The organism is Simplicispira lacusdiani, assembly GCF_003604195.1.
Taxonomy (GTDB): Bacteria; Pseudomonadota; Gammaproteobacteria; order Burkholderiales; family Burkholderiaceae_C; genus Simplicispira; species Simplicispira lacusdiani.
The window spans coordinates 187,886-205,534 of sequence record NZ_QXGR01000001.1; the positions used below are offsets into that span (position 1 = coordinate 187,886).

Sequence of the window (17,649 nt, forward strand, 5' to 3'; positions counted from 1 at the left end):
GCGGATTCCGTGGACTAGCCTCCACCCCGTGGTGGCATGCCCTTGCAACCGCCCGCCGACTGAGCACACAAGCCGTTTTTTCAAAGGCAGCGCTCAGCATCTTCCCAGCGCAGGCCTTGCTGTGGTACCGGGCGTCCGCTTCCTTTGAAAAAACTGTTTTTCAACTTAAGGAAGCTCCCGATGAACGCACCCACCATGCAGGGCCTGAACCTCAGTGCCCCCGCCTACGTCAAGAATGCCCGCCTGCTGGCCTGGGTGGCCGACATGGCCGCTCTGTGCAAGCCCGACAGCATCGTCTGGTGCGACGGCTCGCAGGAGGAATACGACCGCCTGTGCGCGCAACTCGTCGAGGCCGGCACCTTCAAGAAGCTCAACCCCGCCAAGCGCCCGGGCAGCTTCCTGGCCTGGTCCGACCCGTCTGACGTGGCCCGCGTGGAAGACCGCACCTACATCTGCTCGGCCAAGAAGGAAGACGCCGGCCCGACCAACAACTGGATGGACCCGGCCCAGATGCGCGCCACGCTGCAGCCGCTGTTCGACGGCTGCATGAAGGGCCGCACCATGTACGTGGTGCCCTTCAGCATGGGCCCGCTGGGCAGCCACATCGCCCACATCGGCGTGGAGCTGACCGACAGCGCCTACGTGGCCGTGAACCAGCGCCTGATGACCCGCATGGGCAAGGCCGTGTACGACGTGCTGGGCGTGGACGGCGAATTCGTCCCCTGCATGCACACCGTGGGCGCCCCGCTGGCCGAAGGCGAGAAGGACCAGACCAGCTGGCCCTGCAACCCCAAGACCAAGTACATCGTGCACTACCCCGAAACGCGCGAAATCTGGTCCTACGGCTCGGGCTACGGCGGCAACGCGCTGCTGGGCAAGAAATGCCTGGCGCTGCGCATCGCCTCCACCATGGGCCGCGACCAGGGCTGGCTGGCCGAGCACATGCTCATCCTGGGCGTGACCAACCCCCAGGGCAAGAAGTACCACGTGGCCGCCGCCTTCCCCAGCGCCTGCGGCAAGACCAACTTCTCGATGCTCGTGCCCCCGGCCGGCTTCGACGGCTGGAAGGTCACCACCATCGGTGACGACATCGCCTGGATCAAGCCCCATGCCGACGGCAAGATGTACGCCATCAACCCCGAGGCCGGCTACTTCGGCGTGGCCCCCGGCACCAACACGCTGACCAACCCCAACTGCATGGCCAGCCTGGACAAGGACGTGATCTTCACCAACGTCGCCCTCACCGATGACGGCGATGTGTGGTGGGAAGGCATGGAGAAGGACCAGGGCAAGCTGCCCGCCCACCTGATCGACTGGCAAGGCAAGGACTGGACGCCCGAGATCGCCAAGCAGACCGGCGCCAAGGCCGCCCATCCCAACGCCCGCTTCACCGTGGCCGCCACCAACAACCCCGCGCTCGACCCGCAATGGGACGATGCCAACGGCGTGGCGATCGACGCCTTCATCTTCGGCGGCCGCCGCTCCACCACCGTGCCGCTGGTGACGGAAGCTCGCACCTGGATGGAAGGCGTGTACATGGCCGCCACCATGGGCAGCGAGACCACCGCCGCCGCCTTCGGCGCGCAGGGCGTGGTGCGCCGCGACCCGTTCGCCATGCTGCCGTTCTGCGGCTACAACATGAGCGACTACTTCCAGCACTGGCTCGACATGGAGCACAAGCTGGAGGAATCCGGTCACACCCTGCCCAAGATCTTCTGCGTCAACTGGTTCCGCAAGGGCGAGGACGGCAAGTTCGTCTGGCCCGGCTACGGCGACAACATGCGCGTGCTCAAGTGGATGCTGGACCGCATCGAAGGCCAGGCCGCGGGCCAGGAAACCATGTTCGGCGTCGCGCCGCAGTACGGCGAAATCAACTGGACCGGCCTGGACTTCAGCGCCGAGCAGTTCGCCACCGTGACGAGCATCGACAAGGCTGCCTGGACCGAGGAGCTGAAGCTGCACGCCGACCACTTCGAGCAGCTCGCCTACCACCTGCCGAAGGAGCTGCTGGACACCAAGGCCGCGCTGGAGCAGCGCCTGGCCGCGCTCTGAGCGCCCCCATGGCGCGCCCCGGGGCGCGCCAGTCCATGGAAAGCCGCCCGGCCCGCGCCCGGCGGCTTTTTGTTGCCTTACGGGCACCATGAAAAGACTTTGCCCCGGCCCCATGCCCTGTAAGCCCATGCCCTGCCGGCGGGTGCTCCGAGGTACGATCCTGGGTCGCGCGCGGCGAAACCCCTGCCGTGCCACTCCTCTTCACCGCATGCCTTCCGCGTTTCCCATGAACACAACCCTGGCACTCGCCCTGACCACGGCCGCCTCCCTGGTGCTGGCCCCCACGGCCCTCGCCGCCAGCCCCGACAAGGGCCAGGCCCACTTCATCCTGATGAAATCCCGGGACGAGCCCTTCGTCGGCGTCACCCTCAGCGGCACCTGCAAGTCGGACGATGGCGCCTTCTTCGGCGGCAAGAAGGTCGAAAGCAAGTGGTCGTGCACCAGCAATGCCGATGGCGTCTGCAGCGCCGAGATCACCCTGCTGCCCCGGACCGACAGCGACAAGACAAACCAGTGCAAGGGCACGGCGCCGACCGAAATCACCGAGCCGGGCAAGGCCGCGGAAAAGAGCAGCTACTTCACCTTCTTCGCCAATGGCGAACCGAACAGCTACAACCTGCTCCAGAAGATCTCCAGCTGGAAACACGGCGACTACCACTTCAAGTCGCTGGGCACCCAGGAGGCCTTCGAGGCCATCGCCCTGCGGCACGCCCCCGCGTTCTACCGCGGCCGCCTGACCACGGAGGACGGCGCCACGGCGATCACCCTCAGCACCAGCGCGGCCCATGTGCCCGAGAGCAAGGACTACCCCAGCGTGGAGTTCCTCCAGGCCCGCATCGACCGCAAGACCCTCCAGCCCACGGTGCAGGTGGTGGTGAAGGAAACCTATATCGACTTCAGCTACCGCAACCCGACCACGGCCCGCTACCCCTCGGCCACGGGCCCCAAGAGCGGCGAGGTCACCCGCGTGGCGCAGAACGTCATCTGCAATCTGCGCGACCTGCTCGAACGCAAATGCACGCACCAGGAAACCGTGGCCTTCGACCTCGACATGGACAGCGTGCGCCAGGCCGCCGCCGCCTACAAGCCGGGCGAGCGCCAGCCGTGGAAGTTCCAGGTCGTGGCCAAGTCCGGGCATGAGCGCAGCCTGTCGCTGAGCCCCGCCGAATTCCTGGCGCTGACCGAGGCCATCGACGCCTTCACCGCGAAGCACCGCAAATAGGCCGGAAAAGCGGCGCCACCCATAAAAAATCCGCGCTCACGGCGCGGATTTTTTATGGGCACCGGCATGCGCCGGAGCAGGTCAATGGTCTTCGCGGTTCAGAACGGCCTGCAGCTCGGCCATCAGGCGCGGATCGCTGCGGGCCATGTCCCACATCTTGCGCTCGGCCTCATCCAGGGCCCGCTGCTGGCGCCATTCGCCCAGGACGGCGAGCACGCGGCGCGTGGGCGCGCCCAGCAGCGCCAACGCGGCAAAGCCCACGGCCCACAGCGCCATCCAGGCAGCCAGCAGGTGGCCGTCGCTCCAGGTGTCGATGACCTGGTGGGCCACCACCAGCAGGGCCGAGACCACGGCCGCCATCAGCCCCGTGGCGGCGCCGCGGGCGCCGTCGAAGCCGGCCTTCGCCTGCTTGAAGGCCGCGATGGCATTCTCGGCGCGGACCACGCCGGGGTGTTCGGTGGGGTAATGGACATTGGCGAAGCTGGTCATGGCGGACTCCCTTTTCAAACGCTTGTGGCGAGATTGCCGGGCGAATGGCGTGATATTAGGGTTTACCCTTTGCTTGTTCAAATTTATATTTTGAATCAAAACCATTCACGCTAGTGATAATTGCCGCCATGCCCGCGCTGAACTTCCGCTCCCTGGACCTCAACCTTCTGCGCGTCTTCGACGAAGTCATGGCCGAGCGCAGCCTGACGCGCGCCGCGCACAAGCTGGCGCTGACACAGCCGGCCGTGAGCAATGCGCTGCGCCGCCTGCGCGAGGCGGTGGGCGACGACCTGGTGGTGCGCAGCGGCCAGGGGGTGGAGCCCACGCCCCGCGCGCTGGCCCTGTGGCCGGCGGTGCGCGACGCGCTGACGCTGCTGCAGGACTCCCTGGCGCCCGGCGTCTTCGACCCGGCGACGGCCCGCTCCACGCTGGTGCTGGCCATGGCCGACGCCACGGCGGGCACGCTGGTTCCGCCGCTGGCGCGGATCATCGAGCAGGAGGCACCCGGTATCGCCATCCGCGTCGTGCCCTTGACCACGCGCGACCCGCGCCGCCTGCTGGAAGACGGCGCGGCCGACATGGCCGTGGGCTATTTCCCGTTCGTGCTGGCCGACCTCACGGCGCGTGCGCAGTCGGGCGAAGCGGCGGATTTCGACAGCCGCCGGCTCTACGAGGGCCAGTACATCTGCGTGATGCGCAAGGGCCACCCCCTGGCCGCCGCGCCGTTGACGCTGGACGCCTTCTGCGACGCGCGCCACCTGCTGGTGAGCTTTTCGGGGCGGCCCTTCGGCTTCATCGACGAGGCCCTGGCCGCGCTCGGGCGCAAGCGCCGCGTGGTGCTCACCGTGAACCAGTTCCTCACCGCCGGCCATGCCGTGGCCGGCTCGGACCTGTTGACGGTGCTGCCACGCCATTTCGTGCCGGTGACCGGCATCACCAGCGCACTGGCGCAAAGCCCGCTGCCCTTCGACGTGCCCACGGTGCATGTGGACGCCCTCTGGCACCGCCGTGGCCCGCAGCAGGCCGCCTGCCACTGGCTGCTGCAGGCCCTGGCGCGCTCGGCGCGCAGCGCGTTCCCGTAGACTGCCGGCTGCATGAGAATCCAACTGCTGTCCGACCTGCACCTCGAAGCCCACCCCCATTTCCAGCCCGAGCCCGCCCCCGGCGCGGACCTGCTGGTGCTGGCGGGCGACATCGGCTCGTACCAGGGCGGCTCGCAGCTCGCGGGCGAGGATTTCGGCCTGGAACGCTTCTCGCCGCTGCCGCGAGGCGCCGGCTGGCCGACGCCGGTGCTCTTCGTGCCCGGCAACCACGAGTACGACATGCAGGACTTCGACGCGGCGCACGACCGCCTGCGCCGCACCTGCGACCGGCTCGGCCTGCTCTGGCTGGAGCGCGAGACGCTGGTGCAGGGTGGCGTGCGCTTCGTGGGCACCACGCTGTGGAGCGACTTCGACGCGCTGGCCGACGACGAGTGCTGCACCGATCTCGCGCGCCGCCTGCGCCTGCGGCAGAAGGCTTTCCGCGCGGCCAACTTCTACCTCTCCAAGACCGGCACCACGCGCGCGGACGCCCCCTGGCTGGCCGAAGCGGTGCGCGAGCAGGCCCTGGCCTGCCGGGCCTGGCTGGAGGAAGCGCTGGCCCGGCCTTTCGAGGGCCCCACGGTGGCCGTCACGCATTTCGCTCCCAGCTTGCGCAGCGCCGACCCGCGCTACGGCCTCGTCCCGGGCACGGCGGGTTTCTGCAACGCCCTGGACCATCTTCTGCCCCATGCCCAGCTGTGGCTGCACGGCCATCTACACGCCCCGAGCGACTACGCCGTGCAGGGCCAGCACGGCGACGGCCGGCCCTGGCGGTGCCGCGTGGTGGCCAACCCGCTGGGCTATGCCCGCAAGGGCGAGCAGGCCCTTTTCCAGCCTCGGTGCTGCATCGACGTATGATCGGAGTAGGACTGGCGGGTCGCTCCGGCCCGTCGTTTTTGGCTCTCACCTGGAGAATCGCATGAATATCCTGCTGGCTGTCGATGGCAGCGCCTACACCAAAAAAATGCTGGCCTACCTCACCACGCACGAGGAGCTGCTGGGCAGCAAGCACAACTACAGCCTGATCCACGTCCAGGCCGCGCTGCCGCCGCGCGCGCGCGCCGCCCTGGGCAAGGAGGCCGTGGCCCAGTACTACGCCGACGAGGCCGACAAGGTGCTCAACCCGGTCGTCAAGTTCCTGGAGCGCCATGGCGCCGAGGTCAAGCGCATCGTCAAGGTGGGCCCGGCGGGCGAAACCATCGGCAAGGTGGCCGACACGGGCAAGTTCGATCTGCTGGTGATGGGCTCGCACGGCCATGGCGCCCTGGCCACGCTGGTGATGGGTTCGGTCACCACGCAGGTGCTGGCCCACAGCACCGTGCCGGTGCTCATCGTGCGCTGAGCCGCGGCGCGCATGCCAAGGCCCCTGCGGGGGCTTTTTTGTTTTTGGGCGTCAGCGCGCGGCCAGGCCGTCGAAGCAGGTGCGCAGCACCAGTTCGACGATCTCGGCGTCCGAGTACTGGCCGCCTTCCTTGAGGAAGCTCACCACCGGATCGCAGGCCCGGGCGTACAGGGTGTAGAGCACCACCAGCGGCGGCAGCGAGGCATCAATGCGGCCCTGGGCCTGGGCCTCGGTGATCCAGTGCCCGATGCGGTCGCTCACGGCGATCAGGCGGTCGAGGTAGTCCTGGTTGGACATGAGCACGGCGCGCAGGGACGAATTGCGGCTGGGCAGCAGCGGCAGCTCCTCGCTGATCAGGCGTTCGAGCGACCAGCGCACCAGCGCGCGCAGCTTCTCCACCGGCTCCAGGGCCTCGGGCAGGCCGTTCAGGTACACCTGCACGCGCTCCAGGATCTGCACCATGGCCGTGCAGCACAGTTCTTCCTTGCTGGCGAAATGCTTGTACAGGCTGGCCTTGGCGATGCCGACGTCGTTGGCCACGTCGTCCATGGTCATGGCGTCGAAGGCCTTCTCCCCCAACAGGCGACAGGTGGTCTGCAGGATCGCGTTCTCGCGGGCCTGGTGCATCTGCTCCTTGAAGGAGATCTTGGGGTGCTGCGTCTGCATGCCCTCCATCTTATGCACTGCGGTTGAAAAATAAATGACCCAGTTGTTTCACAACCACGGCGTTCATTTTCTGACGCATTCTTTGATGCAGTGCAGCATCGGCCACGCCGGGTTTCACGCGGCCAGGGTGCGCCCGGCGGCCTCCGTCAGGGCCTGGGTGAGGGTGTCGAGCACCTCGGATTCGAGGTTCCAGCAGTGCCAATACAGCTTGATCGGCAGCTCCTGGCCCGGCGCCATGTCCACCAGCGAGCCGTCGGCCAGGCCCGAGCGCACCAGCAGCTCGGGCAGCACGCCCACGGCCCAGCCGGCCTTCACGGCGTGCAACTGCCCTTCGGAGCTGGGCACGAACAGGTGGTTCAGCGCCACGCGTTTGAGGCCGAAGGCGCGGGCCACGAACTCGGCGGCCATGTCGTCCTTGCGGTTGAACGACAGGTAGGACACCTCGCGGAAGTTGTGCGCCGTCAGGCCGCCGGGCAGGTGCTTCTCGGCGAACGAGGCCGACGCCACGGCGACATAGCGCATGGCCCCCAGCGGCACCATCTTGCAGCCGCGCAGCGCCTGCTTGAGCGTGGTCACGCAGCCCAGCACCTGGCCCGAGCGCAGCCATTCCTGCGTGAAATCCTGGTCGTCCACGATGATCTCCAGCGGCAGGCGCTGGCGCACCAGGTCGTGCAGCGCGTCGAGCGCCCAGGTGGCGATGCTGTCGGCGTTGATGGCGATGGAGATGCGCTCCTCCTCGCGTCCGCCGCCGTGCGCGCTGGGCGCCAGCTCCTGCAGGTCGCGCTCCAGGTCGGCGCGCAGCAGGCGCAGCTGCTTGGTGTGCTTGAGCAGCAGTTGCCCGGCCGAGGTCGGCCGCAGCGGCCGGCTGCGCACGATGAGCACCGAGCCCACCTGGGCCTCCAGGGCGCGCAGGCGCTGCGAGACGGCCGATTGCGTGACGTTCAGGCGCTGGGCGGCGCGCTCGAAGCCGCCCTCCTCGACGATGGCGGCAAGGCATTCCAGGGCGGCGGGATCGTAGGTACTCATGGTCTCCTCACTGGCGGCGGGCCGGGTCTCAGAATATTAGTGATTCTGATGTTTTTTGACGAAGTTTAATTTCACTTTTATTCGAACGCAATGTCGCGCACACTGCGCTCCCATGAAAACCATTGTTCTCGGAGCCGGCATCATCGGCATCAGCACGGCGTGGCACCTGCGCGAGCGCGGCCACGAGGTCATTGTGGTGGACCGCCAGCCCGGCGCGGCGCTGGAGACCAGCTTCGCCAACGCGGGGCAGATCTCGGTGAGCTACTGCGAACCCTGGGCCAACCGCGAGGCGCCGCTCAAGGCGCTCAAGTGGATGCTCGACAAGGAGGCTCCCCTGCTGTTCCGCCCGCAACTGGACTGGGACCAATGGCGCTGGGGCCTGAAGTTCCTGGCGCAGTGCAATGACGCGGCCTTCGAGCGCAATGTGCAGCAGCTCGTGGCGCTGGGCGCCTACAGCCACCGCGCGCTCAAGGAGCTGGTGCGCAGCACCGGCATCGAATACCACCGCCTGGAGCGCGGCATCGCCCACTTCTACGCCGACCAGAAGTCGTTCGACGACGCCGGCCTGGCCGTGGAGCTGATGCGCAAGCACGGCGTGCAGCGCCGCCTGGTGACGCGCGACGAGCTGCTGAAGATCGAGCCGGCGTTCCGCGCCTACGGCGACCGCATCGTCGGCGGCACCTACACCAGCACCGATGAGAGCGGCGACGCACGCGCCTTCACCCAGCAGCTGGCCGAACGCTGCGCCGCGCGCGGCGTGCAGTTCCTCTACGGCCACGACGTGCTGCGCCTGAACAAGGTGGGCGGCGCTATCGAATCCGTAGCTGTTCGCGCAAACCAGCCGGGCGCCGAAGGCCAGAAAGACCAAATACTCCAAGGTGACGCCATCGTTGTCGCATGCGGCTCTTACAGCGCGCCGCTGCTGCGCAACGTGGGCGTGGACCTGCCGATCTACCCCGGCAAGGGCTACAGCGCCACCTTCCCCATCCTGCGCCCCGAGGACGCTCCCACGGTCTCGGCGCTCGACGACGGCCGCAAGATCGCCATCAGCCGCCTGGGCGACCAGCTGCGCGTGGCCGGCACCATCGAACTGGGCGGCTTCGACATGGCGCTCGACACCCCGGTGGCCAAGGCGCGCTGCCACATGCTGTCGCGCCGCATCGAGGAAGTGTTCCCCGGTGTCTGCGACACGCGCACCCCCGAGCAGGGCGGCGACCCGCAGTACTGGACCGGCCTGCGCCCGGCCACGCCGACCAACATCCCGTTCATCGGCCGCACCCGCCTGGGCAAGCTCTGGGTGAACGCGGGCCACGGCACGCTGGGCTGGACGCACGGCGCGGGCTCGGGCCTGGCGCTGGCCGAGCTCATCGACGGCGCGCGCCCCGGCATGGATTTCGGCTTCTACGGCTTCGACCGCGCCCCCAAAACCACCCACATGCAGCCTGCTCGCGCCTGACGGCGCCGCCGCATCCGTCACTCACCGCCCTGCGCCAGCCCGCCAGCGGTTAACACTGGCGCGGCCCAGGCCAGCGACCGCCGCGCAAGGGCCGCCCCGCCGCGCTGGCGGTGTCCCCCTTCCCGCCTCGCGCAGCGAGGCGAGAGAAGGGGGAAGGCGCGCAGCGCCACAGGGGGTTGCTTCACTTCTTTCGCTGCACGATGAGATTGCGCTTGGCGTCCTCGGGGTAGGCAAAGGTCACGGCGCCGTTCTGCACCTTGCCCATCACCAGCATGTTCTGCGTGATGGCGTCCTTGTCCTCGCGGCTGAAGGGGTGCTCGTAGGTGGCCACCACGCCGTAGTAGACGCGCGGGATGTTCTCCAGCGCATGCTTGACGGCCGGGCCGTCGAGCTTGCCGTCGCGGATGCCGAACAGCGCGTGCGTGAGCAGGTAGCTCGCGTCGTAGCCCTGCGCCGCCGCCATGGGCACGGCCATGCGCTTGCCGTGCTTGCGCGTGAAGGCGCTCAGGAAGGCCGCGCGGCGCTCGTTGCTGGGCTCGGCGATGAAGGTCTGCGCCATCAGCGCGCCCTCGGCGGCATCCTTGGCGCCCTCGATGAAGAACGGGAACGACAGCGGCCAAGCGCCCACCTGCGGCACCTTCCAGCCCAGCTCCTTGCGGCCGTTGGCGATGACGGCGTTCTCCTTGCCCACGGTGTAGCTGAAGACCACGTTGGCGCCGGCGTCGCGCGCGGCCTGCAGCTCGGCGCGCAGGTCGGTCACGCCCAGCGGAAAGCGCGTGACATGCACGGCCTTGAGCTTGCGCGCCTCCAGCGCCGCCTCCACGTCCTTGAGCCCGGCCTCGCCGTAGCCCGTGGTGTCGGCGAAGATGGCCACCTTGGTCCAGCCGCGCTTGACGATGTCGTTCACCACGAACGGCGCCTGGATGCTGTCGCGCGCGGCGTTGCGGAAGATGTAGCTCTCGGGCGCCGGGTACTTGGCCGTGAGCGGCGTGCCGGTGGAGCACGGCACGATGAGCGGGATGCGCGCGTTCTGGAACACGTCCAGCGCCTTCATCGCCACGCCCGTGTTGCAGAAGCCGATGGTCGCCACGACCTTCTGCGCCGCCAGCTCCTGCGCGGCCTTGAGGCCGGTGTCGGGGTCGCCCTGGTCGTCCTTGACCACCAGCGCCAGCGGCCGCCCGAGGTAGCCGCCCACGGCATTGATCTCGTCCACGGCCATCTGGATGCCCTGGAGCATGGGCGTGCCGAAATCGGACGACGGCCCGCTGAACGGCCCGACCACGCCCACGGGCACGGTGTTGCCCTGCTGGGCGGGTGCCTGGGCCGCCGCGGCCAGCGCCGCCGCCAGGGCGGCACCCATCACTTTGCGAACCTGTTTCATGGAACTGCTCCTGCGCGATGAAGTGCGCAGCTTAGCCACGGCACCGCCCGGCGGGTTCCGCACTTTCCCTGCCCTGGCGGCGCGCCGTCAGGCCATCGTCAGGCCGTGAGAATGTCGAAATGGCGCACCACCATGGTTTCCATCAGCGCCTTGACCGCGTCCTCGTCCTGTCCATCGAGCTGCTGGCGCAGCGCTGCAGCCATGGGCACGAAGACGTCCAGGACCATGGGATCGAAATGGCTCCCCCGGCCCTCCAGAAGAATGCCCAGCACCTCCTCCGGCGGCAAAGGCTGCTTGTAGGGCCGGCGCGAACTGAGGGCGTCAAACACATCGGCCACCGCGAAAATGCGCGCGGCCAGCGGAATCGCCTCCCCGGCCAGCCCCTGCGGGTAGCCCGTGCCATCCCATTTTTCGTGGTGGCATGCCACCACGTCGCGCGCGCCATCGAGCCAGCCCGCCCCCGAGACGATCTCCTCGCCCTGCCGGACATGGGTGCGCATGGTGCGCATCTCGTCCTCGTCCAGCCGGCCCGGCTTGAGCAGGATGGCATCCGGGATGCCGATCTTGCCCGCGTCGTGCAGGAAGCTGCCCAGGATCAGCGACTGCATGGCCGCCCCTTTCAGGCCCAGTGCCTCGCCCAGCAGGGCCGACACCCAGGCCACGCGGTAGTTGTGGGCGCCGGTGTCGGAGTCGCGCTTGGCGATGGCGCGGCCCAGCGCCTCCATCATGGCGATGTGCGACTCCAGCACCTCGCGCGCCTTGCGCTCGTTCTCCCCGACCAGGTGCACCACCACCGGGTACATGGCCGCGCCGCACACCAGCGAAGCCAGGCACACCATGAGCCCGACGACGAGGGCGTCCGAGAAGATCTGGTCGGTCTGCCACTGCGGCAGCACGCGCACGCCCTCGAAGTAGCCGGTCACCGGCCCGCCCGCCGGGGCCTCGCGCAGCGGCACGAACACGCGCAGCACCTGCTCGCCCGTCGCCAGCGTGAGACGCTCGTAGAAAGCCTCGGCGTAGCGCGGCACGCCGTGCTTGGGCAGCGCGGCCTCGACCTGCTCGCCCTGCGGCGTCACGGTCTCGGCGAGCTTGCTGCCATCCGGGCCGTAGATTTCGGCGATGTCGAACAGCCCCCCTGCCAGTTGCCGCGCCGCCAGCCCGGCATGCTCGCGCGCCTGGGCGCCATCGAGGCGCAGCGCCTGCTCGCGCCGCAGCACGCGCCGGGCCTCCTCCTGGGCCAGGGCCACGACCTCTTCTTCCGCGTTTTCCCGCGAGACGTACCACGCCAGCGGACTGGCCAGCGCCGCCATGGCCAAGGTCACCAGGGCGATCCGTGCCGCCGCCTTGCGTTTCATCTGGTTCATGCCCTGTCTTTCCGATCCCCACGCGCGCCGGCGCGGGGGCCGTCCTGCCCCGCCCAGCAACCCTGCCCTCGTCGTGGTCATTGCCGAGTGTAAGGCGCGGAGCCCCCGCTCCCCCGGCGCGCGCTACCATGCCGCCATGACGGACGCCCGCCCCCACTACCTCTTCCTCACCACCTCCACGCGTGAACCCGGCATCGTCGGCAACACCGAATGGCTGGCCCGCCAGGCCGCCGCCGCGCTGCCCCCGGGCGCCACGCAGACCTGGCTGTCGCTGGCCCGCATGGACCTGCCGCGTTTCGTGGACCAGCGCCACACGACCGGCCACTACCCGGCGCCCGAGGGCGACATGCAAACCCTGCTCGACGCCACGCTGGCGGCGGATCACATCGTTTTCGTCGCGCCCGTGTACTGGTTCAGCATCCCGGCGCCGCTCAAGACCTACCTCGACCACTGGAGCGCCTGGATGCGCATTCCCGGCCTGCCGTTCAAGGAGCAGATGGCGCGCAAGTCGCTGCACCTGGTCACCACCAGCGGCGACCGCGCCAAGGCCCAGCCCATGATCGACTCGGTGCGGCTGTGCGCGCAGTTCCTGGACATGCGCTGGGGCGGCGCCCTGTGGGGCAAGGGCGGCCCCCCGGACGCCGTGCGGCAGGACGCCGCCGCGCAGCAGGAAGCAGCTACATTTTTAATAGCTTGAGGCGCTTGCCCTGAAAGGGCTGGAGGCCATTTTCACCCTATCTGCGGGCCTGCCCCGGTGCATCGGGGTCGGTGCGGATCAGCCGCGTGTCCATCCAGCGCAGCAGATCGTCCCACATGGAGCGCACCTCGGCGTCGCGCGGCATGCGCAGCGCATGGTCCAGCTCGATGGTGACCACCGGCATGCCCTGCTGCACGCCGCCGTAGTGGCCCAGCGAGCCCGGAAAAACCCCCACGCGGTCCAGGCGCAGCCGCCCCAGGCGCTGCGGCGGCTCGTGCGGACCGTCGAAGTCGAGCACGCCATAGGGCGCGTGGATGCTCACCACCAGCTGCGGACGGAAGCTGTCCATCTGCGCGTGCAGGAACTGCGACTCGGGCTCGGACAGCGGCGCGGGGCCGGGCCAGCGGCGCGGGTCCTTGCGCGTGCGCTTTTCCCAGTAGTGCGGCGCGTCGTGCTGCCAGCGCGGGGTGTCGAAGTTGCGGTTCAGGTCCACGCCGCGCGCGTTCACGCGCGTGGGCTGCTTGGCCAGCAGCCCGTCGGGGTTGAGCACGGGGATGAAGCGCCAGTGCACCGGCTGGCCGGCCTTCTCGGCCAGCGCGATCCAGTGCAGCGCCAGCGAGGCCGAGGTGAGTTCGTCGCCATGCATGGCCCCCACCACCAGCACGCGCAGCGGCTCGGCGGCCCCGACAGGCGGCAGGCCGGGCACCGTGGCCGGCGGCAGCACGTCGCGCCAGAACAGCGGCAGCCCCTGGCGCGAGCGCGCGCCGCTGGGCACCAGCTGCGCCGATTTGCACAGCTGCGGCCCCACCCCCGGCAGGCGCGGCCGCAGCAGCGCGCAGGCCGAGGCCTCGCGCGGCGCGGGCGCGGGGACCGGGGTGGCTTCCGCCAGCGCGGCGGCGGCGGCCAGCAGGCCGGCCGCGCACCCACGCCATGCCGCCGCGAAGGAGGGCCGGCGCGCGCTCAATGCAGCACCCGCGCGGTGGCCAGGAAATCGAGCAGCGCGCCATCGAACCCCTCCGGGTCTTCGAGCTGCGGCCAGTGGCCCACATGGGGCAGGCTGGCATGGCGCGCATCGGGCAGCACCTGGGCCAGGGCCTGCAGCGCCTCGGGCGGCGTGCAGCGGTCGGCCGCGCCGCTGACGAGCAGGACCGGCATGTGCAGGCGCGCGAAGTCGGCGGCACCCCGGTCGAAACACGGCAGCGCCTCCAGCGCGCGGCGGTAGGTGCCGGGGTAGACCTGGGCCAGGGCGTGGGCCGCCAGGCGCGCGCCCTCGGGCAGCGCGCCGCTGCCGATGCAGCGCGGCACCAGCCGCTGCGCCAGCACCTCCATGTCCGTGCCCTGCGCCAGCGCCTGTTGGCGCGGCGCCACCCAGTCCTGCACGGCCTGGGCGTCGAGGGCCGGGCCGCCGGCGCACAGCACCAGGCGCCGCACCCGCGCGCTCTGGCGCACGGCCACCTCCAGCGCCAGCATGGCGCCCAGGCCATGGCCCACCAGCGTGACGGGGCCGCAGCGCAGCGCCTCGATCAGCGCCAGACAGCTGTGCGCCAGCCCCTTGAAGGAATACGGGTCGATGGGCGCGCTGCGGCCATAGCCGGGCATGTCCCAGGCCACGGCGCGGTAGCCCGCGCTGGCCAGCGTCTCCACCTGGGGCGCGAAGGTCAGATGGCCGCCGTCGGCGTCGTGCAGCATGAGCACGGCGGGGCCCGCGCCCAGGGTGGTGAAGGTGGGTATCAGAGACATGGGGCTTCCATTCGGGCCCGCGCAAAACCGCACGGCTGCAAGATTCGGGGACCCGGACGATAATAGCCCGGCCGATCTGTCCTTGCCCGTGTTGAGCCCTCTCCCCCCCCCTCTCTCTCCCTTTTCCACCCGCGATTTCCGCACCGCCCTGGGCATGTTCGCCACGGGCGTGACCGTGGTCACGGCGCGTGGCGCCGAGGGGCGGCTGGTCGGGCTCACGGCCAATTCCTTCAATTCGGTGTCCATGGACCCGCCGCTGGTGCTGTGGAGCCTGGCGCTGGCCTCGGCGTCGCTGCCGGTCTTCGCCGCTGGCGGGCACTACGCCATCAATGTGCTGGCCGCCGACCAGATGGCCCTGGCCGAACGGTTCGCCGCGCGCGGCGTGGACCGCTGGGCCGGCGTGGAGCACCGCCCCGGCATCAGCGGCGCGCCGCTGCTGGCGGGCGCCGCCGCCACCTTCGAGTGCATCAACCGCAGCCGCTACGAGGAAGGCGACCACGTGATCTTCGTCGGCGAGGTCGAGCGCTGCCAGCACCGTGCCGGCGCCTCGCCGCTGCTCTACCACGGCGGGCGTTTCTACACCGAGCATCCGCTGTGATGGCCCCGGCCCTGCACATGCGCAGCGTGAACCTGGGCGCCGCCCGGCGCATGCGCATCGGCGAGCGCCAGATCCTCACCGCCATCGGCAAATCCCCCATTTCGGGCCCCGTGGCCGTGGGCCGGCTGGGGCTGGAGGGGGACGAGCAGGCCGACCTGAGCGTGCACGGCGGCCTGGACAAGGCGGTATACGCCTACCCGGCCGCGCACTACGCCTTCTGGCAGGCGCAGCGGCGCGAGCGCGGGATCAGCCCGTTCGACGAAACCCTGCCGCCCGGCTTCCTGGGCGAGAACCTCACCGTGGAGGGCCTGCTGGAACACGAGGTGTTCGTGGGCGACCGGCTGCGCTTCCCCGATTGCGTGCTGCGCGTGACCGCGCCGCGCGAGCCCTGTTACAAGTTCAACGCGGTGATGGGCTTCGCCCAGGCGGGCCGCGCCATGGCGCTGGCAGGCTGCTGCGGCTTTTACCTGGCGGTGGAGCAGACGGGCACACTCGCGGCGGGCCAGCAGGCGGTGCTGGAGCCCGGGCAGCGCGGCCTGAGCATCGCCCAGGCCTTTGCCGGGAAGTTCGCGAAGCACGCGCGCTGAGCGCGCGGCGCTCCTTTTTCAATAGCTGCCGGCGCATTCCCCATGCGCCCTGAAAGCCAATTCGATCAAAAAATCAGCGCCCGGCCTCGGGCAACTCGATCTTCACTTCGAGCACTTCGAGGTTGTCCTGGCGCTCCAGGTGCACCTTGAGGTCGTCGGGGTTGATCTTGACGTACTTGGAGATCACGGCCACCAGTTCGCGCTGCAGCGCGGGCAGGTAGTCGGGCTCGGAGGCATTGCGGCCGCTGCGTTCGTGCGCCAGGATGATCTGCAGGCGCTCCTTGGCGACGCTGGCGGTTTTCTTCTTTTCGCCGAGCAGGAAGGAGAGGAAGGATGCCATGGCTTATTTGCCTCCGAACAGGCGCTTGAAGAAACCGGGCTTTTCGGCCTCGATGAAGCGCAGGGGCTTGTCCTGCCCCAGGAAACGGTCGATCACGTCCTTGTAGGCCTCGGACACATCCGAGCCCTGGGCGTGGATGGCGGGCGTGCCCTGGTTGGACGACTGCAGCACCACCTCGGACTCGGGCACCACGCCGATCAGCTTGATGCGCAGGATGTCCTGGATGTCCTCCAGGCTCAGCATCTGCCCGTCTTCCACGCGGCTGGGGTTGTAGCGCGTGATGAGCAGGTGCTCCTTGATCGGGTCGCCGCCCTCGATGGCGCGCTTGGTCTTGCTGCCGAGCATGCCCAGGATGCGGTCGGAGTCGCGCACGCTGGACACCTCGGGGTTGGTCACCAGCAGCGCCTCGTCGGCGAAGTGCATGGCCATGAGAGCGCCGCTTTCGATGCCGGCGGGCGAGTCGCAGACGATGTACTCGAAGCCCATGTCGGAGAGGTCCTTGAGGATCTTCTCGACGCCTTCGATGCGCAGGGCGTCCTTGTCGCGCGTCTGGCTGGCGGCCAGCACGAACAGGTTGTCGCACTGCTTGTCCTTGATGAGGGCCTGGTTCAGGTTGGCCTCGCCGTGGATCACGTTGATGAGGTCGTACACCACGCGGCGCTCGCAGCCCATGATGAGGTCGAGGTTGCGCAGGCCGACGTCGAAATCGATCACGGCGGTCTTGTGGCCGCGCAGGGCGAGGCCGGTGGCGAAGCTGGCACTGGTGGTGGTCTTGCCCACGCCACCCTTGCCGGAGGTCACGACGACGATTTTGGCCATGTGATGCTGGTTCCCAGTGGGTTGATAGAGAGGAATCAGGCGAGTGGCTCGATGAGGAGCTTCTCGCCGTCGAGCCGCACCTGGGCCGGCTTGCCGCGCACGTTGTCGGGCAGTTCGGTCTCGGTGGTGCGGTAGATGCCCGCGATGGAGACGAGCTGCGGCTCCAGGCAGGTGGAAATGATGCGGGCCTCGGCGTTGCCGCGCGCGCCGGCGATGGCGCGGCCGCGCAGCGGCGCGTAGACATGGATGTTGCCGTCGGCGATGACCTCGGCGCCAAAGCTCACCATGGCCATCACGATCAGGTCGGCGCCGCGCGCATAGACCTGCTGGCCCGAGCGCAGCGGCTTGTCGATCACGACGGCGGCCGGGCCGGCCACGGGCACCTCGACCGGCACCTCGCGCACCTGCGCATGCGCCTCGGCGCGCGCGGGCGGCGCCTCGGGCGCGGCCACCAGGCCGGCGGCGTGCGCGGCCTCCATCTGCGCCGGGCTGCCGCCACGCACCGCCACGGGCAGCGTGCGGTGCTGGCGCAAGAGCGCGGACACGGCGGCGAAGTCGATGGGTTCGGGCGCCTCGCGCACGGGCGCCAGGTCGATCAGCACCGGGTCGTTGTCGAAAAAGCCAGGGTCGTCGGCCAAGCGCTCGGCCAGATCGGCGGCGAGCACGGCGGCGTTGGTGGTCTTGAGCACCACGGCCACCACCGGCAGCGAGGCGCTCTTGAGGTCAAAACTGGTGCGGGCGTGGCCCGCCGTGTCAACGGCCATGGATGTGTGGGGGGGATGCGAACA

The 17,649-nt window shown here is 69.3% G+C and carries 19 protein-coding genes; 9 read left to right on the forward strand and 10 right to left on the reverse strand.

All coding sequences use genetic code 11. The features are described 5' to 3' along the window. Positions 1-180 precede the first annotated feature (180 nt). Positions 181-2,052, forward strand: coding sequence for a phosphoenolpyruvate carboxykinase (GTP) (locus D8S75_RS00830; protein ID WP_119964034.1), 1,872 nt, complete (start codon positions 181-183; stop codon positions 2,050-2,052). A gap of 226 nt (positions 2,053-2,278) precedes the next feature. After that, entirely contained in the window at positions 2,279-3,274 is a 996-nt protein-coding gene (locus tag D8S75_RS00835; protein WP_119964035.1) for a hypothetical protein, read from the forward strand. Positions 3,275-3,355: 81 nt separating this feature from the next. Here D8S75_RS00835 and D8S75_RS00840 read toward each other — a convergent pair whose 3' ends face one another. Beyond that, positions 3,356-3,763 (reverse strand): hypothetical protein, encoded by a 408-nt coding sequence (locus tag D8S75_RS00840; protein ID WP_119964036.1) that lies wholly within the window; start codon positions 3,761-3,763, stop codon positions 3,356-3,358. Positions 3,764-3,891: 128 nt separating this feature from the next. On the opposite strand from D8S75_RS00840, the gene D8S75_RS00845 reads away from it, so the two are divergent. From D8S75_RS00845 to D8S75_RS00855, 3 genes are all read left to right on the forward strand, one after another. Then, positions 3,892-4,845 carry a LysR family transcriptional regulator gene (locus tag D8S75_RS00845; RefSeq protein WP_119964037.1) on the forward strand — a complete coding sequence of 318 codons (954 nt, stop codon included), beginning with the start codon at positions 3,892-3,894 and terminating at the stop codon, positions 4,843-4,845. 12 nt (positions 4,846-4,857) lie between these two features. Next, entirely contained in the window at positions 4,858-5,703 is an 846-nt protein-coding gene (locus D8S75_RS00850; protein ID WP_119964038.1) for a metallophosphoesterase, read from the forward strand. 61 nt (positions 5,704-5,764) lie between these two features. Beyond that, positions 5,765-6,187: a universal stress protein gene (locus D8S75_RS00855; protein ID WP_119964039.1), complete on the forward strand. Its 423-nt coding sequence runs from the start codon at positions 5,765-5,767 to the stop codon at positions 6,185-6,187. 51 nt (positions 6,188-6,238) lie between these two features. Here the strand turns inward: D8S75_RS00855 and D8S75_RS00860 are convergent, their stop codons facing one another. Both D8S75_RS00860 and D8S75_RS00865 read right to left on the reverse strand, forming a co-directional pair. Next, entirely contained in the window at positions 6,239-6,853 is a 615-nt protein-coding gene (locus tag D8S75_RS00860) for a TetR/AcrR family transcriptional regulator (RefSeq protein ID WP_198673113.1), read from the reverse strand. 114 nt (positions 6,854-6,967) lie between these two features. Next, complete coding sequence (locus D8S75_RS00865) at positions 6,968-7,879, reverse strand: LysR family transcriptional regulator ArgP (protein WP_119964041.1); 912 nt, start codon at positions 7,877-7,879, stop codon at positions 6,968-6,970. A 112-nt stretch (positions 7,880-7,991) separates the two neighbouring features. Here D8S75_RS00865 and D8S75_RS00870 point away from each other — a divergent pair, with 112 nt between their 5' ends. Continuing rightward, positions 7,992-9,335, forward strand: coding sequence for a D-amino acid dehydrogenase (locus tag D8S75_RS00870; protein WP_119964042.1), 1,344 nt, complete (start codon positions 7,992-7,994; stop codon positions 9,333-9,335). Positions 9,336-9,516: 181 nt separating this feature from the next. Here D8S75_RS00870 and D8S75_RS00880 read toward each other — a convergent pair whose 3' ends face one another. Both D8S75_RS00880 and D8S75_RS00885 read right to left on the reverse strand, forming a co-directional pair. After that, on the reverse strand, positions 9,517-10,716 hold the full coding sequence (locus D8S75_RS00880; RefSeq protein ID WP_198673114.1) for an ABC transporter substrate-binding protein: 1,200 nt from the start codon (positions 10,714-10,716) through the stop codon (positions 9,517-9,519). 98 nt (positions 10,717-10,814) lie between these two features. Then, positions 10,815-12,080, reverse strand: coding sequence for an HD domain-containing phosphohydrolase (locus tag D8S75_RS00885; protein WP_119964044.1), 1,266 nt, complete (start codon positions 12,078-12,080; stop codon positions 10,815-10,817). A 136-nt stretch (positions 12,081-12,216) separates the two neighbouring features. On the opposite strand from D8S75_RS00885, the gene D8S75_RS00890 reads away from it, so the two are divergent. After that, entirely contained in the window at positions 12,217-12,777 is a 561-nt protein-coding gene (locus tag D8S75_RS00890; protein ID WP_119964045.1) for a flavodoxin family protein, read from the forward strand. A 37-nt stretch (positions 12,778-12,814) separates the two neighbouring features. Here D8S75_RS00890 and D8S75_RS00895 read toward each other — a convergent pair whose 3' ends face one another. Together D8S75_RS00895 and D8S75_RS00900 are read right to left on the reverse strand one after the other, a co-directional pair. Then, positions 12,815-13,741 carry a M14 family zinc carboxypeptidase gene (locus D8S75_RS00895; RefSeq protein WP_198673115.1) on the reverse strand — a complete coding sequence of 309 codons (927 nt, stop codon included), beginning with the start codon at positions 13,739-13,741 and terminating at the stop codon, positions 12,815-12,817. Further along, on the reverse strand, positions 13,738-14,517 hold the full coding sequence (locus tag D8S75_RS00900) for an alpha/beta fold hydrolase (protein WP_119964046.1): 780 nt from the start codon (positions 14,515-14,517) through the stop codon (positions 13,738-13,740). The genes D8S75_RS00895 and D8S75_RS00900 overlap by 4 nt, the downstream gene beginning before the upstream one ends. A gap of 91 nt (positions 14,518-14,608) precedes the next feature. Between D8S75_RS00900 and D8S75_RS00905 the strand changes: the two genes are divergently transcribed. Further along, positions 14,609-15,115, forward strand: a complete 507-nt coding sequence (locus D8S75_RS00905; protein WP_370807243.1) for a flavin reductase family protein — start codon at positions 14,609-14,611, stop codon at positions 15,113-15,115. After that, positions 15,115-15,702, forward strand: a complete 588-nt coding sequence (locus D8S75_RS00910; protein WP_119964048.1) for an MOSC domain-containing protein — start codon at positions 15,115-15,117, stop codon at positions 15,700-15,702. The genes D8S75_RS00905 and D8S75_RS00910 overlap by 1 nt, the downstream gene beginning before the upstream one ends. A 73-nt stretch (positions 15,703-15,775) precedes the next feature. Here the strand turns inward: D8S75_RS00910 and minE are convergent, their stop codons facing one another. Genes minE through minC form a run of 3 tightly spaced genes read right to left on the reverse strand, consistent with a single transcriptional unit; the run spans position 15,776 to position 17,625 of the window. Continuing rightward, positions 15,776-16,042, reverse strand: coding sequence for a cell division topological specificity factor MinE (gene minE / locus D8S75_RS00915; RefSeq protein WP_119964049.1), 267 nt, complete (start codon positions 16,040-16,042; stop codon positions 15,776-15,778). A 3-nt stretch (positions 16,043-16,045) separates the two neighbouring features. Beyond that, complete coding sequence (gene minD, locus D8S75_RS00920) at positions 16,046-16,861, reverse strand: septum site-determining protein MinD (RefSeq protein ID WP_119964050.1); 816 nt, start codon at positions 16,859-16,861, stop codon at positions 16,046-16,048. A 35-nt stretch (positions 16,862-16,896) separates the two neighbouring features. Beyond that, positions 16,897-17,625, reverse strand: coding sequence for a septum site-determining protein MinC (gene minC, locus D8S75_RS00925; RefSeq protein WP_119964051.1), 729 nt, complete (start codon positions 17,623-17,625; stop codon positions 16,897-16,899). Positions 17,626-17,649 lie beyond the last annotated feature (24 nt).